A 12,473-nucleotide genomic window follows, 5' to 3' on the forward strand; every position below is an offset into this window, starting at 1 on the left:
ATGCAAAAGCACGCGATGCGCGCAAAGAGTTCGCAAATGCAACTTGACACCCCAGATAGTCGCTCATCCGACCGAGCTTCGCTCGGCCACCTTCTCCCACAAGGGGAGAAGGGAGAGAGGTGCTGACGCCGGGTGCCGCTAATTTTCAGCTGCGGTATTGTTCGTCGCTGACTTTCTCCAGCCATTCGACCGGCTTGCCATCAAGCGATTCCTGGATGGCGAGATGCGTCATCGCCGTGGTCGCAGACGCGCCGTGCCAATGCTTCACGCCAGGCGGAATCCAGACGACGTCACCTGGCCGGATTTCTTCGACTGGCCCGCCTTCCCGCTGGACCCGGCCGAGACCGGCCGTGACGATCAGCGTCTGGCCGAGTGGGTGCGTGTGCCACGCGGTGCGGGCGCCAGGCTCGAATGTGACGCTGGCGCCACCGACGCGCGCCGGCTCGGACGCCTGGAAGAGCGGATCGATGCGCACGGCTCCGGTAAAATAATCGGCCGGCCCGGGGCCGGACGGCTGTGACCCAACTCGAGAGATCTTCATTGTCTCATTCCTTCCTTGAACAGAAGCTGCGCCAACCTGGCCTGCTGCAGCCAAAGCAGCGAAAGCACTTGGCGCGGCAAGGACGTCTCTGCGGGTGATGATCATGTCTCAAGCCCCTTCGTATTCGACGGTCAGAGCAGCTTGTCCGGCGTGATGGGCAGTTCGCGGACGCGCTTTCCGGTAGCGTGGAAAATGGCATTGGCGATCGCTGGCGCGACGCCGACCAGCGCGATCTCGCCGAGGCCCTTCACGCCGAGCGGGTTCACGTGCGGGTCGTGCTCGTCGACGAAGATCACGTCCATGACAGGCGGCGCGTCGGCGTGCACCGGCACGGCGTATTCGGCGAGATTGGCATTGGCGACGCGCCCGTTGCGGGGGTCGACAATCGAGTGCTCCATGAGCGCCATGCCGATGCCGCCGATCATGCCGCCGATGCACTGGCTGCGCGCGATCTTCGGGTTGACGACGCGGCCGGCGCCATAGGCGCCGACCATTCGCCGCACGCGCGTCTCGCCGAGATCGGGATCGACGGCCACCTCCACGAACACGGCGCCAAAGGCGTGCATGGAAAACCGCTTCGTCTCATCTCCGGGAGCGACGTCGGCCGTTGCCTCGATGACTTGGCCGAGACGCTTCATGGCCTCTTCAATATCGTTGGCGTCGGCGCGTGCCAGCGCCTCGTCGCGCGCCTTGCGGCAAGCGGCCTGCACCGAACTGCCGACGCTCGCCATGGTCATGGAACCGCCGTGGATAGGCGCGCGCGGCAGGCGGGTGTCGCCAAGCGTGAATTTGACCCGCTCGATCGGCAGGCCCAGCGTGTCCGCCGCGACCTGCGTCATCGATGTCCATGTGCCGGGCCCCATGTCGCTCGCTGCGCTCATCACTTCGGCAGTGCCGTCCGGCAAGAGTCGAGCCAGGGCTGAGGCGGGTGCATAGTTCATCGGATAGGTGGCGCTGGCCATGCCCCAGCCGATCAGCGAGCGCCCGTCGCGCATGGAGCGCGGCGCGGCGTTCCTTTGTGCCCACCCGAAACGCTCGGCGGCGGCCCGGTAGCATTCCCTGGTCGATCGGCTCGAGAACGGGAGATCCTTGAATTCGTCCCGGTCCGGCTCGTTGCGCAGCCGCAGTTCGACGGGATCCATGTTCAGCGCGACCGCCAACTCGTCCATGGCCGATTCAAGGGCATAGATGCCGCTCGCCTCGCCTGGCGCGCGCATGTAGGTCGGCGTGTGGACATTCATGGGCGCGATGCGATGGCGCGTGTGGACGTTCGGGCAGGAGTGCAGGAACCGGGTCGCGCTGAGCAGCGCCTCGGTGAACTCCTCGTAGGTCGACGTCTCCTGAAGGCCCTCGTGCCGGATGGCCTGGAGCTGGCCGTCACGGGAGGCGCCAAGCGCGGCCCGCTGCACAGTGTGCGGACGGTAGCCGACGCCATAATACATTTCGCGCCGCGACAGCAACAGCTTGACTGGCCGTCCGGCTACACGGGCACCCAGTGCCGCCAGTGTGACATGCGGCCAGCAGCGCAGCCCCGAGCCGAACGCGCCGCCGACGAAGGGCGAGACGACACGGACGTTCTCGGCAGCGATGCCGAACACGGCGGCGATCTCCTCGGCAACGTTGTGCACCCATTGTGTCTTGTCCCACAGGGTCAGGCTGTCGCCCTCCCATGCGGCAACGGTGGCGAACATTTCGATCGGATTGTGGTTCTCGCGCGGGATCACATAGGTCTGGTCGACCCGGAATTCCGCTTCTTCGAATGCGCTGTCGGGTTCGCCTCGCCGTATCTCCCACTCCGCCGGTTTCCCGGTAGGCAGGACTGGATCGACGCTTTCCATGTCGGTGGCCGCCGCTTCATTCCGGTAGGTAACCCGCACGACCTCCGCCGCGTGAACCGCCTGTTCAAATGTCTCGGCGACCACCAGCGCGATCGGCTGGCCCTGGTGATTCACCCGGTCGTCCTGCAGCACATGCAGGCGCTCGCCAACGGCTGCGTCGGGGAGGCCTTTATGCGGCTGGTAGGCGAGCCTGGGCGCGTTGCGGTGTGTCACAACTGCGATTACGCCGGGCGCCCGTTCCGCCTCCGCCGTGTCGATGGCAATGCGGCCGTTCGCGACAATGCTCCTGACGACGGCGGCATGGGCGAGGTTCGGCACTTCGAACTCGGCGGCATAGGTCGCAGCGCCGGTAACTTTCAGGCGGCCATCGACGCGGCTGACGGATTTTCCGATCAAGGCGGCAGTCATGCGCGTGCTCCCGCGATTTCGACCGCACGCACGATGGCGCGCTGCATGAGTTCGATCTTGAAGTCGTTGTGGCCGCGACCCCGTGTGCCTTCTGCAGCGAGCGCCGCCGCCTGGCGGAGCACCGCTGGCTCGAAGTCGGCGCCCGCGAGAGCAGTCTCGACGTTCGACAGGCGCCAGGGTTTCGTTCCAACGCCGCCGAGCGCTACGCGGGCCTGCCGGATGCGAGCGCCGTCCGTCTCGATTGCGACGGCGGCCGAGACCACGGCGAATTCGAAGGAGGCGCGATCGCGTACCTTGAGATAGTGAGACCGCAATCCTGCCGCATTGGCCGGGACCGTGATCGCGGTGATCACTTCGCCTGGTTCCAGGACGGTTTCGAGGTGCGGCGTATCGCGGGGAAGGCGATGGAGATCGGAGAGCGGCACGGAACGGTCACCGCCAGCTCCTCGCAGCTCGACCGACGCATCGAGCGCCACCAGGGCAACCGCGAGGTCGGAAGGATGAACTGCGATACAGTCGTCGCTCGTGCCGAGCACTGCGTGCCAGCGGTTCTCGCCGTCCAAGGCAGCGCAACCGGAGCCAGGCGCGCGCTTGTTGCATGCCTCGTAGCCGACATCGCGAAAGTAGGGACAGCGTGTGCGCTGAAGCAGATTGCCGCCCATGGTCGCCTGGTTGCGGACCTGCGGGCTCGCCGAATTCAGCAGCGCCTGGGATATGAGAGGGAACTGCTCGACCACAGCTTGATGGGCGGCCACCTCCGCCATCGTGGCGGCGGCGCCAAGCCTCAGGCCTTGCGGACCGATCTCGATGCCGTCGTCGAGAACTCCCGCGAGGCTCACAAGCCGATCCGGTCGGCGGACATACTCCTGCAGAAGCTGCACCATGTCGGTGCCGCCGGCGATGTATTCGACCGGCGCATCATTGCGGCCGGCCTGCGCGCCAAGGGCGAGGACAGCGGAAAGGTCGCGCGGACGTTCGAGCACAAAGGGATGCATGGCTCAGCCCCCCTGCGTCGAACTGGACACGGCAGCCGCGTCCTGGATGGCCGCGACGATATGGTCGTAGGCGCCGCAGCGGCACAGATTGCCGCTCATCCATTCGCGGATCTCCTGCGGCGACCCGGCATGGCCTTCGCTGATGCAGGCGACGCCGGCCATGATCTGCCCCGACGTGCAATAGCCGCACTGGAAGGCATCGCGCTCGATGAAGGCTGTCTGCAGCGGGTGGAGTTCATCGCCCTGCGCCAATCCTTCGATGGTTTTGATGTCGCGCCCTTGCGCGAGCGCCGCGAGCGAGAGGCACGCCTTCACGCGCATGCCATCCATCAACACCGTGCAGGCGCCGCACTGGCCGAGGCCGCAGCCCTTCTTCGAGCCCGTCAGATGCAGGTGCTCACGCAGCGCATCCAGCAGCGTCGTCCGCGGATCGAGCGAAAGCCGGTGCTCCGTCCCGTTGATGCGCAGCGATACATCGAGCGGCGCCGTCGCGGCGCCGGCAGCCTGTGCCTGCGCCGGCGATATGGCTCCGGGCACGAGTTGTTCTCCCAAAAGAGCACCGCCAGTCACAGCAGCCGCTTGCATGAGCTCCCGCCGCGTAATTTCCGAACTGGCTGTCGAGGTTCCTTGGCTATCAGACATGTCGATTGTCGCTTTCGTGATGATCCGCCAATTCGCGGCCCAAGATTGGCCCCCGGCCCGAAGACACGCTGGGTGCGTGTGCGACGCTAAAAGCTTAGGGCGCTTGAGGCGCCTTGATTAGCGCCCGCTCCCCGATAGGACCTATCGGTCGGGACCATGAATGGCAGCGACGCGAATGAACTGCCGCCGGGAAATTTGCGGTGCTCTCGGCAATCGCGATCGATTGAGTGTGTGCAGTTCGCTCGATTAGTCCGTATAACCCGCACAAACTTATGGGGTGGAACCATAAATGCAGCGCGGACGAACCGATATGCTTCTGGCCTTTCTGGCGGTTGCGCGGGAGGGCAGCTTCACGCGCGCCGCTGCGCAGCTCGGAGTTTCGCAGTCCACGCTCAGCCACACGATCCGCGATCTGGAAGAGCGCCTGGGCATTCGGCTGCTGACGAGAACGACCCGCAGCGTTTCACCAACAGAGGCTGGCGAGCGGCTGCTGCGCAATATCGGCCCGCGCTTTGAGGAGATCGAGGCCGAAGTCGAAGCATTGAGCGAATTGCGGGAGAAGCCCGCTGGCACCATTCGGCTCACGGCAAGCGATCACGCGTTCAACTCCGTCATCTGGCCGAAGCTGGCGAAGCTCCTGCCCGACTATCCCGACGTCACCGTCGAGGTCTTCCGTGACAACGCGCTGACGGATATTGCTGCCGAACGGTTCGACGCCGGCGTGCGAATGGGAGAGCGTGTTGCAAAAGACATGATCGCGGTGCGCGTCGGACCGGACATCCGCTTCGCCGTCGTCGGGACGAAGTCGTATTTCGCCAAGCGGCCGCCGCCAACGACGCCGCAGGAATTGACCGACCACGTTTGCATCAACCAGCGTTTTTCCATCAATGGCGGGCTTTGGGCCTGGGATTTCGAGCGCGATGGTCGCGAACTGAAGGTGCGGGTGGACGGCCAGATTGTCCTCAATGGCACCCTCGAGATTGTCGAGGCCGCGCTGGCTGGTTTCGGCCTCGCCTATGTGCCGGAGGATGTCGCGGAGCGTCATCTGGAAAGCGGCCGCCTGATGCGGGTGCTGGATGAGTGGTCACCGCCCTGGCCAGGATATCACCTCTACTATCCAAGCCGTCGCCAAGCGTCGCCCGCTTTCGCTCTGCTCGTCGATGCGCTCCGCTTCTCTGGTTGAGGCCAGGCAGTGCGATGACGAGCCGGCGAGGAATGTATGCTGTGGCAGCTTCCGCAAGGCGGCAGATTTATCCATTTCAGGCGATGCGAATCTCAGCGGTTTCGGGTGTCGCGTCGTCCCTCCTCTATACGTGATCGCGTATTTTTTGTTTTTATACGCGGATCCGTATATTAATTTTAAATACGCGAGTGCGTATATTGACAGCTAATACGCATACCCGTATATTTCAGCCGGAGGTGGTTCATGACCGAGCAAATTGCTCGTACCGAAAAACAGCTGGGCGCCATCCTGCGCCGTGCCCGCAAACAGGCCGGTCAGACGCAAGGCGCGATGGGCGATCATATCCATTTGCGCCAAGCCACGGTCTCCCGGCTAGAGTCGGGCGAACCCGCTGTCCAGCTCCGCACGCTGATGGCGGCGCTTGCCGCCCTCGATCTCGAACTTGTGGTTCGCCCACGCACCAAAGGCACCGCCGCGGACATAGAGGACCTGTTCTAAATGGCCCGCCGCCGCGTTCATGCCCCGCTCAATGTCTTCCTGAACGGTCGCTTCGTCGGCGTGCTGCGGCGCGAATCCACTGGCGCGATTGATTTTCGATACGCCCCGGAATGGCTCATCTGGGACAACGCCTTTGCAGTCTCCCTGTCCCTGCCGTTGCGCGAAGACCGCTACATCGGCGCGCCTGTGATCAATGTGTTCGACAATCTGCTTCCTGACAGTGACGCAATCCGAACGCGCGTGGCAGAGCGTGTGGGCGCTGAAGGCACCGATGCCTACAGTATGCTGACCGCGCTCGGCCATGACTGCGTCGGCGCACTCCAGTTCCTTCCGGACGGCGCCGACCCCGGCACGGCCGGTGAAGTCAAAGGCAAACCGGTCACTTGCGCCGAGATCGCCGACATCGTCAACAACCTTGCCGCTGCTCCGCTCGGCATGGGCGAAGACGAAGACTTCCGCATCTCGATTGCCGGGGCCCAGGAGAAAACGGCCCTGCTGCGTAAGGACGGCCAATGGTTCAAGCCCGTCGGCACAACGGCAACCACCCATATCCTCAAGCCCCAGATCGGCCGCCTGCCGAACGATATCGACCTGTCGAACAGCGTCGAGAACGAATATCTGTGCCTCAAGCTGCTTGAAGGCATGGGCGTCCCGGTCGCCGCCGTAGAGATCGCTGATTTCGGGGAGCGGCGCACGTTGATCGTCGAACGCTTCGACCGCCTCTGGACAAAAGACGATCGGCTGATCCGGCTACCGCAGGAGGATTGCTGCCAGGCACTGTCGGTTCCGCCAACCAGAAAATACCAGTCTGACGGCGGGCCGGGCCTGCGCGGCATTCTTGAACTCCTGAAAGGTAGCGATACACCAGAAGATGACATCGCCACCTTCATGCGCGCCAATATTATCTTCTGGCTGCTGGGGGCGACCGACGGCCACGCGAAGAATTTCAGTATCTTCCTGACGCCGGGCGGCCGCTACCGCATGACGCCCCTCTATGATGTGTTGAGCGCCCAGCACAGCCTCGATGCAAACCAGGTTCCGCGCAAAAAATTCAAGCTTGCTATGTCCGCAGGCGAAAATAACCACTACGCGATCTACGATGTCGTCCCGCGGCATTTTATTCAGACTGCGGATGCATCCAACGTCGGTGCACCTCTGATGAAGTCCATTTTCGACGATCTGGCAGCCAATGCGCTGCAATCGACGCGGGCCGTGATCGATGCCCTCCCACGCGGTTTCCCGGAAGACATGGTCGACTCGATCTCCAAAGGCATCGCACATCGAACCCACCTCATCGAAACTTATGCCGCCGGAACAGGATGCAGCCGATGACTGAAAAGAACGCTGACTCCTGGCGAGGGCTCGGAGCCGGCTATGATCCCGTAAAAATTACACGACGCGTCTGCAGGGACTCACCGTTCAGTAGTGCCGGAACCAGTCTAGCCGAAGACGAATGCCATCAGCAGCTCCGGCTCGATTACCGGCGCCCGCACGACGTTCAATTGACCACGGTACCGACGTTCGCCCGTGCCGAGGACAAATCCGCTGGTGACCGGCGTTTCACCGTTGATGTCGAGGCGCGCAAAAATGTCGGCGACGTTAAGGTCCAAAGCCAGCTTGAGGTCGTGCCGCGCATCATCGTTTGATCCGGAGGGCAGTTGGCGCTTCACCAGTTGCTGGAACGGAGCATTGAAGGTCAGGATCTTCTTCGATGACGTCAAGGCAAATGCAGGCGAGGGGCAGGCAACCAGTATGGCGTTGATTGTCGCTATTGACGCGAGCTTACTCAACGTCACGTTTTCCTTCGCCTGTCCACGTATGCAGGCTACCCGGATCGCCGATGTCAGATTGCCACTCTGTGGCTGAACTCCGGCTATCTCATCTATGAGCATGCCGATCGTGCACTTCCGGCTCTCAGCCATCTGCTTCAGCGATATCCAAAAAGCCCGCTCCAGACGGATCCCGCGGCGTGTTCCGCCACGCGCCACAACTCGAAACTCCAGGCCAAAATCCTCCTTGGCGAGCGGCAGGAGTCGCTGATCGGTATTGCTGGAGGGAGAGGTGGCGCTAGCGCTCACTCATGGCCTCCTGACGCGCCTTGTTGATCGGCTTCAAAAGGGAACTCAGGATCGTCTTGCGTCCGGTCTCGATGTCGACGGAGCAGATCACGCCCGGGATGATCGGATAAGCCTTGCCATCCCGTTCGATCGTCGAAATCGCAAATGTGATCAGGAGGCCAAGGCGCTTGCCAATGGCCACTTTGACTATCGTATTCGATCTACCCCACCCACGCTTCTGCCCGGTACTTTTTATATGGCCAAGCCTTCTCACCGAAGCTTTGACAAATTATCCGACAGATTCTTCGAATACGTGAGTGTTTATTGGTCTAGGGCCGGCCAAGAACCGAATTCGGGCCATAAGTTTCGGGAATGTAGCAAAAATGGCACATAAAAACGGCCGCTCGCTGCGGTTGCGGCAAGCGCCTGCGCCTGTGATCGATGCTGTTAAGCCTCGCGCAATCTTTGCAGTCTATTCTGCTTGTCGATTGGCGAGGGAACATGACGCGCAAGCCGCTATTGCTTTTTGCCTTCCCGGCTCTCATTCTTCTCATTCTGGCAGGGGAGCGAGCAGCGACGTTCCTGCTGGGAACCTATCCGGCCAGCCCTGCCCTGTGGCGGATCTGGCTTGAGTTGCGTCCTTTGGCGACGATGTTCTGGCAGCAGGTCGACCTCTACCTCAGCGGTTCAATGGTCCTTGATGCCGCCATCCTGACCGTCGCATCGATCCTCTGCTGGATGGCTTGCCGGACGCGAAAATCGGCCGCGTTCTTCTTCCTTGCCAACCACGCCGCTCTGCTTTTCGCCGGGTTGATGATGGCTTCCAGCAGTCATTCTGAAACAGCGAGCACGATTGCGGCATTCACTGCGCCCAGCGGCAGTCCATTCTTGCTGATCCTAGATTTCACATGGCAGAACAGCCTGGTGCTGCTTCTGGGCACTGCAGCCTGCGCCCACTGTCATTTTGCCTTTCTCGGCGAAGCGCGACAGCGTTCCGAAGCGCTCGCCGTACGGCTTATTGCTCTGCAGCGGAATCTCTAGGACGCCGGGCACAGCCGTGCCAACTTCGTCTTCCCAGGGCGAGCAAGCAGCGAAGCGACGCGGCGCAGACCCTGGGATCCATTCCGTGACATCAGCCGAAGCCCTCTTACCTTCTCCCCTTGTGGGAGAAGGTGGATCGGCGCGCAGCGCCGAGACGGTTGAGGGGTGTTGGACGGAGCGCGGTCGATGCCAAGCTGGAGCACCCCTCATCCGACCGGCCTGCGCTCGGCCGCCTTCTCCCACAAAGGGAGAAGGCAGGGCGGCGGCATCATCGACAGCCTTTCAGGCTAAGAACCAAATCCTTTGTGCAGAGGAACTAGTTGATTTTCTTGTAGTGGACCTTGCCGTCAGGCCGCACTATGCGCTGGTAGGACGAGTTTGGGGGAGGTGGCGCTGCCGCGATCTTCCTTTTGAGCGGGCGCGGCACATCGACGATATTGGGTTCGGTCGCTTCTTCGAGATCGGTGGCTGCTTCCGCCATGGTGCTGGTCGTGATCACGGAAGGCTCGTCAATGCTCGACATGTCTTCGTCACTGTCCAGGGGCAGCTCCTGTTCAAGCCGGGCAATACTGCCTTTGACTTCGTTGAAGCTGCCCTGCAGTTGACTGTCCAGTTTTTCGAACCGGCTTTGAAAGCCGTTGTTGACCGTATCGAGCCGGGCTGCGATCCGTTGCTCGAACGATCCGAGCTGTTCCAGCCGCCGCTCGACAAGGCGCAGATCGTTGATGCCGCGGTAGAAATAGACCGCGGCCGTTATGTTCACCGCCGTGATCAGCAAGGCGCCGACGGCGACAACGCCGATCATCCTTGCATTGCTCGGTTTCCCCACTGCAGCTTGCTCCTCAGTGTGGGTTGCCGGCCCAATGTCGATTGCCGGAATATCCGGGTCGCTGATCATCGTCATTGGACCACCACCTTTGCGCCGACCGAGACGCGCTTGAAGAGATCGATCACATCAGTGTTGGTAAGACGGAAACATCCCGATGTTCCGTCGAAGCCGATGCCCTTGGGATCGTTGGTGCCGTGGATGCGGTAGAGCGTGTCGCGCCCGTCCCGCAGCAGATAGAGCGCCCTGGCGCCGAGCGGATTGTAGGGACCGGCGGGCACCATTTCCGGCAGCTCCGGCTGGCGGGCGCGCATTTCCCTGGGCGGGCGCCATTCCGGCCATTCCGTTTTCGCCCCGACCTTGACGATGCCGGTCCAGCCAAAGCCGTCGCGTCCGACGCTGATCTGGTAGCGCAGCGCCTGGCCCTGCCGGGTGACCAGATAAAGCGCCTTCTCGTCCTTGCGGATGATGATCGTGCCGGGCCGTTCCGCGGTTTGCAGAGCAACCGCCTTGCGCAGGCTGGGGCCCATTGCCGGCAGCGGCGGCCTGTCCGACAGCGCGGATCGGGCTTGGGCGAATTCCGAGGCCGGCATGCCCAAGGCAAGGCCGATGATGCAGGCGCCGGCGAGCCTCGGGACGATGCGGTATTTACCGGGCTGCGTCATCGAGCCGCTCTTTGAACATCCGCTTCAGGTCCTTGTTGAAGCGCGCCCGCCCATCCACTTCGGAAGGCAGGATGGCCCGGTTCAGCGCGTCGGTCAGCAGCGCATTGTCCAGGCCGACCGACTTGATGTGCGGCGCCTTGAATATCTTCTCGAGTTCGCTGCGCGAAAAGTGGTTGCCGAACCATTTGCGCTTATGCTTGTTGGCGACCAGCGTGATGCTGACCGAATTGCCGCGCAGTTCGCGGATTTTGGTGTAGAGCCGCTTGCCTTGCCGCAGCGAGGCGACGTTGAGCTCGAAGACGATGAAGATCTCGTCGCTCGTCGAAAGCACGGAATTCTGCCAGGGGGTTTCGATATTCGGCAGGTCGATGACGATGTCGTCGAACCGGTAGGCGACGAGGTCCAGCAGCCGGAACACGAAATCGGCGCCCTGCGGCTCAAACGGCAGCTGCGGCCTCTCGAATGAATAGAGCGTCAGGCCGGACGGGCGAGAGAGTCTGATGACGTCCATCAGTTCGACATCGAGCCTTTCCGGCTGGCCGATGATGCCGGCCAGGTCGAACTGGTTGAACAGGTTGAGATAGGCGCCGCAATTGGCGCTCTGGAAATCGAGGTCCACCAAGCAGGTCGAAGCCGCCCTTTCGCTGGATTTCGAGGCCAGGAACTCCGCCGCCGACAGAGCGAGCGTCGTGGCGCCGGCGCCGCCGCTGGCGCTGATGAAGGTAATGATGCGGCTCTTGGTGCCCTGGTTGCCGGTGTCGTGGAAGGTGACCGCGTTGAGCAGCTCCTTGGCGTCGAGCGGCTTGTGCAGCCAGTCCGAGGCGTTCATGCGAACCAGGATACGCGTCTTTTCGGAGGTCAATTCGTCGGAGACCGCGATCAGCGGCACGGTCGCCCACAAGGCGCGCGCGGTGACGATGCCGGGCTCGCCGAGCAGCTCGCCATTGGCCAGGTCGAGGATGACGATGCCCGGCCGCGTCTCAGCGGGCGGGCCGTTGAGGAAGTCAGCCGTCTCGGAAATCCTGACATCGTAGATGGCCAGCGCGTCGAGCCGCGTCGCCACCTCGCGCTTAAACTGCGGATCCGAGGAGAATAGGGCCACCTGCTTTCGTTTGGTCGGCAGAACCTTGGTGTTGATGGCGTTCATGGCGATGTACTCCTCAGGTCTTCGCCCGTGACCGTGCTGAGCATCGAGGGCATGGTGAGGTTTCCCCATCCGAGCAGGCCGCCGAGGAAGAAAAACTGGAAGGTCCGGTTCTGAAGGCTGACGGTGATTGTCGGCACCGGTCCGCCCAGCCGGGTCTGGTAGCCTAAGCCGGTGGCGGAATAGGTGATGACGACATTGTCGCGCCGAAGGCCTGAAAAGAAATGGCACATACCCGGCCGCTGGTCTGTCGCCAGCGGGACACAGGTGTCGTCATTAGTGACTGCCGTATCGCCGCGGAAGATGCGGCTGAAATTGGTGGCATTGAATGTGCCGCCATTGCTGCAAGCGCCCGTGCCGGCGCTATATGTGCAGACGAAGGGTCCATAAGCGGCAGCAACCACCGGGGCGCCCGGTGCTGTCGTCGGTGCGGCTGTAGCTAGCGCGGTGGCAACCGGATCGGAAATCGAGGCCAGACGTGCGCCGAGCTGCACGGCCTTGTTGGCGGCGTTCCACTGATAGAGGGCGTAACCGAAATCGACGAAGCCGAGAACAAGGGTAAACAGCACAGTAGATACGATGGCCATCTCCACCGTCGTCGCGCCGCCTTCCGATTTTGCGAAACCCCTGGTCAT

Annotated in this window: 13 protein-coding genes and 1 pseudogene; 4 read left to right on the plus strand and 10 right to left on the minus strand. The window is 62.4% G+C overall.

What is annotated here, in order from left to right; all coding sequences use genetic code 11:
* Positions 1–145: 145 nt before the first annotated feature.
* The 4 genes from AC0L16_RS18150 to AC0L16_RS18165 form a co-directional block, all read right to left on the minus strand.
* A complete protein-coding gene (locus AC0L16_RS18150) occupies positions 146–541 on the minus strand; it encodes a (R)-mandelonitrile lyase (RefSeq protein WP_473622332.1) in 396 nt (131 codons plus the stop codon).
* A gap of 131 nt (positions 542–672) precedes the next feature.
* Positions 673–2,787 carry a xanthine dehydrogenase family protein molybdopterin-binding subunit gene (locus AC0L16_RS18155; protein WP_473622333.1) on the minus strand — a complete coding sequence of 705 codons (2,115 nt, stop codon included), beginning with the start codon at positions 2,785–2,787 and terminating at the stop codon, positions 673–675.
* Positions 2,784–3,782 (minus strand): FAD binding domain-containing protein, encoded by a 999-nt coding sequence (locus AC0L16_RS18160; RefSeq protein ID WP_473622334.1) that lies wholly within the window; start codon positions 3,780–3,782, stop codon positions 2,784–2,786. Before AC0L16_RS18160 ends, AC0L16_RS18155 begins: the two co-directional genes overlap by 4 nt.
* 3 nt (positions 3,783–3,785) lie before the next feature.
* A complete protein-coding gene (locus tag AC0L16_RS18165; protein WP_473622335.1) occupies positions 3,786–4,424 on the minus strand; it encodes a (2Fe-2S)-binding protein in 639 nt (212 codons plus the stop codon).
* Positions 4,425–4,713: 289 nt separating this feature from the next.
* Here AC0L16_RS18165 and AC0L16_RS18170 point away from each other — a divergent pair, with 289 nt between their 5' ends.
* The 3 genes from AC0L16_RS18170 (at position 4,714) to AC0L16_RS18180 (ending at position 7,437) form a co-directional block, all read left to right on the plus strand.
* On the plus strand, positions 4,714–5,607 hold the full coding sequence (locus AC0L16_RS18170; RefSeq protein WP_473622336.1) for a LysR family transcriptional regulator: 894 nt from the start codon (positions 4,714–4,716) through the stop codon (positions 5,605–5,607).
* A 243-nt stretch (positions 5,608–5,850) separates the two neighbouring features.
* Positions 5,851–6,105: a helix-turn-helix domain-containing protein gene (locus AC0L16_RS18175; RefSeq protein WP_473622338.1), complete on the plus strand. Its 255-nt coding sequence runs from the start codon at positions 5,851–5,853 to the stop codon at positions 6,103–6,105.
* Entirely contained in the window at positions 6,106–7,437 is a 1,332-nt protein-coding gene (locus AC0L16_RS18180; RefSeq protein WP_473622339.1) for a type II toxin-antitoxin system HipA family toxin, read from the plus strand.
* A 107-nt stretch (positions 7,438–7,544) separates the two neighbouring features.
* Here AC0L16_RS18180 and AC0L16_RS18185 read toward each other — a convergent pair whose 3' ends face one another.
* Positions 7,545–8,183: a ribbon-helix-helix domain-containing protein gene (locus AC0L16_RS18185; RefSeq protein WP_473622340.1), complete on the minus strand. Its 639-nt coding sequence runs from the start codon at positions 8,181–8,183 to the stop codon at positions 7,545–7,547.
* Positions 8,173–8,319 (minus strand): annotated as a pseudogene (locus tag AC0L16_RS18190) (HlyD family type I secretion periplasmic adaptor subunit); the annotation flags it as partial. The gene AC0L16_RS18185 and the pseudogene AC0L16_RS18190, both read right to left, overlap by 11 nt.
* A 344-nt stretch (positions 8,320–8,663) precedes the next feature.
* Here AC0L16_RS18190 and AC0L16_RS18195 point away from each other — a divergent pair.
* The gene (locus AC0L16_RS18195) at positions 8,664–9,203 is read left to right on the plus strand and encodes a hypothetical protein (protein ID WP_473622341.1); all 540 of its coding nucleotides are present in this window, start codon (positions 8,664–8,666) and stop codon (positions 9,201–9,203) included.
* Positions 9,204–9,519: 316 nt separating this feature from the next.
* On the opposite strand, the gene AC0L16_RS18200 is transcribed toward AC0L16_RS18195, so the two are convergent.
* The 4 genes from AC0L16_RS18200 to AC0L16_RS18215 all read right to left on the minus strand — a co-directional run bounded on the left by AC0L16_RS18200 (position 9,520) and on the right by AC0L16_RS18215 (position 12,473).
* Positions 9,520–10,008 (minus strand): hypothetical protein, encoded by a 489-nt coding sequence (locus tag AC0L16_RS18200; protein ID WP_473622343.1) that lies wholly within the window; start codon positions 10,006–10,008, stop codon positions 9,520–9,522.
* A 95-nt stretch (positions 10,009–10,103) separates the two neighbouring features.
* A complete protein-coding gene (locus AC0L16_RS18205; protein WP_473622345.1) occupies positions 10,104–10,694 on the minus strand; it encodes a L,D-transpeptidase in 591 nt (196 codons plus the stop codon).
* Entirely contained in the window at positions 10,678–11,841 is a 1,164-nt protein-coding gene (locus tag AC0L16_RS18210) for a CpaE/TadZ family protein (RefSeq protein ID WP_473622346.1), read from the minus strand. Before AC0L16_RS18210 ends, AC0L16_RS18205 begins: the two co-directional genes overlap by 17 nt.
* Positions 11,838–12,473: a TadE/TadG family type IV pilus assembly protein gene (locus AC0L16_RS18215; RefSeq protein WP_473622347.1), complete on the minus strand. Its 636-nt coding sequence runs from the start codon at positions 12,471–12,473 to the stop codon at positions 11,838–11,840. The genes AC0L16_RS18210 and AC0L16_RS18215 overlap by 4 nt, the downstream gene beginning before the upstream one ends.

It is taken from the genome of Mesorhizobium sp. WSM4848, from assembly GCF_055811375.1.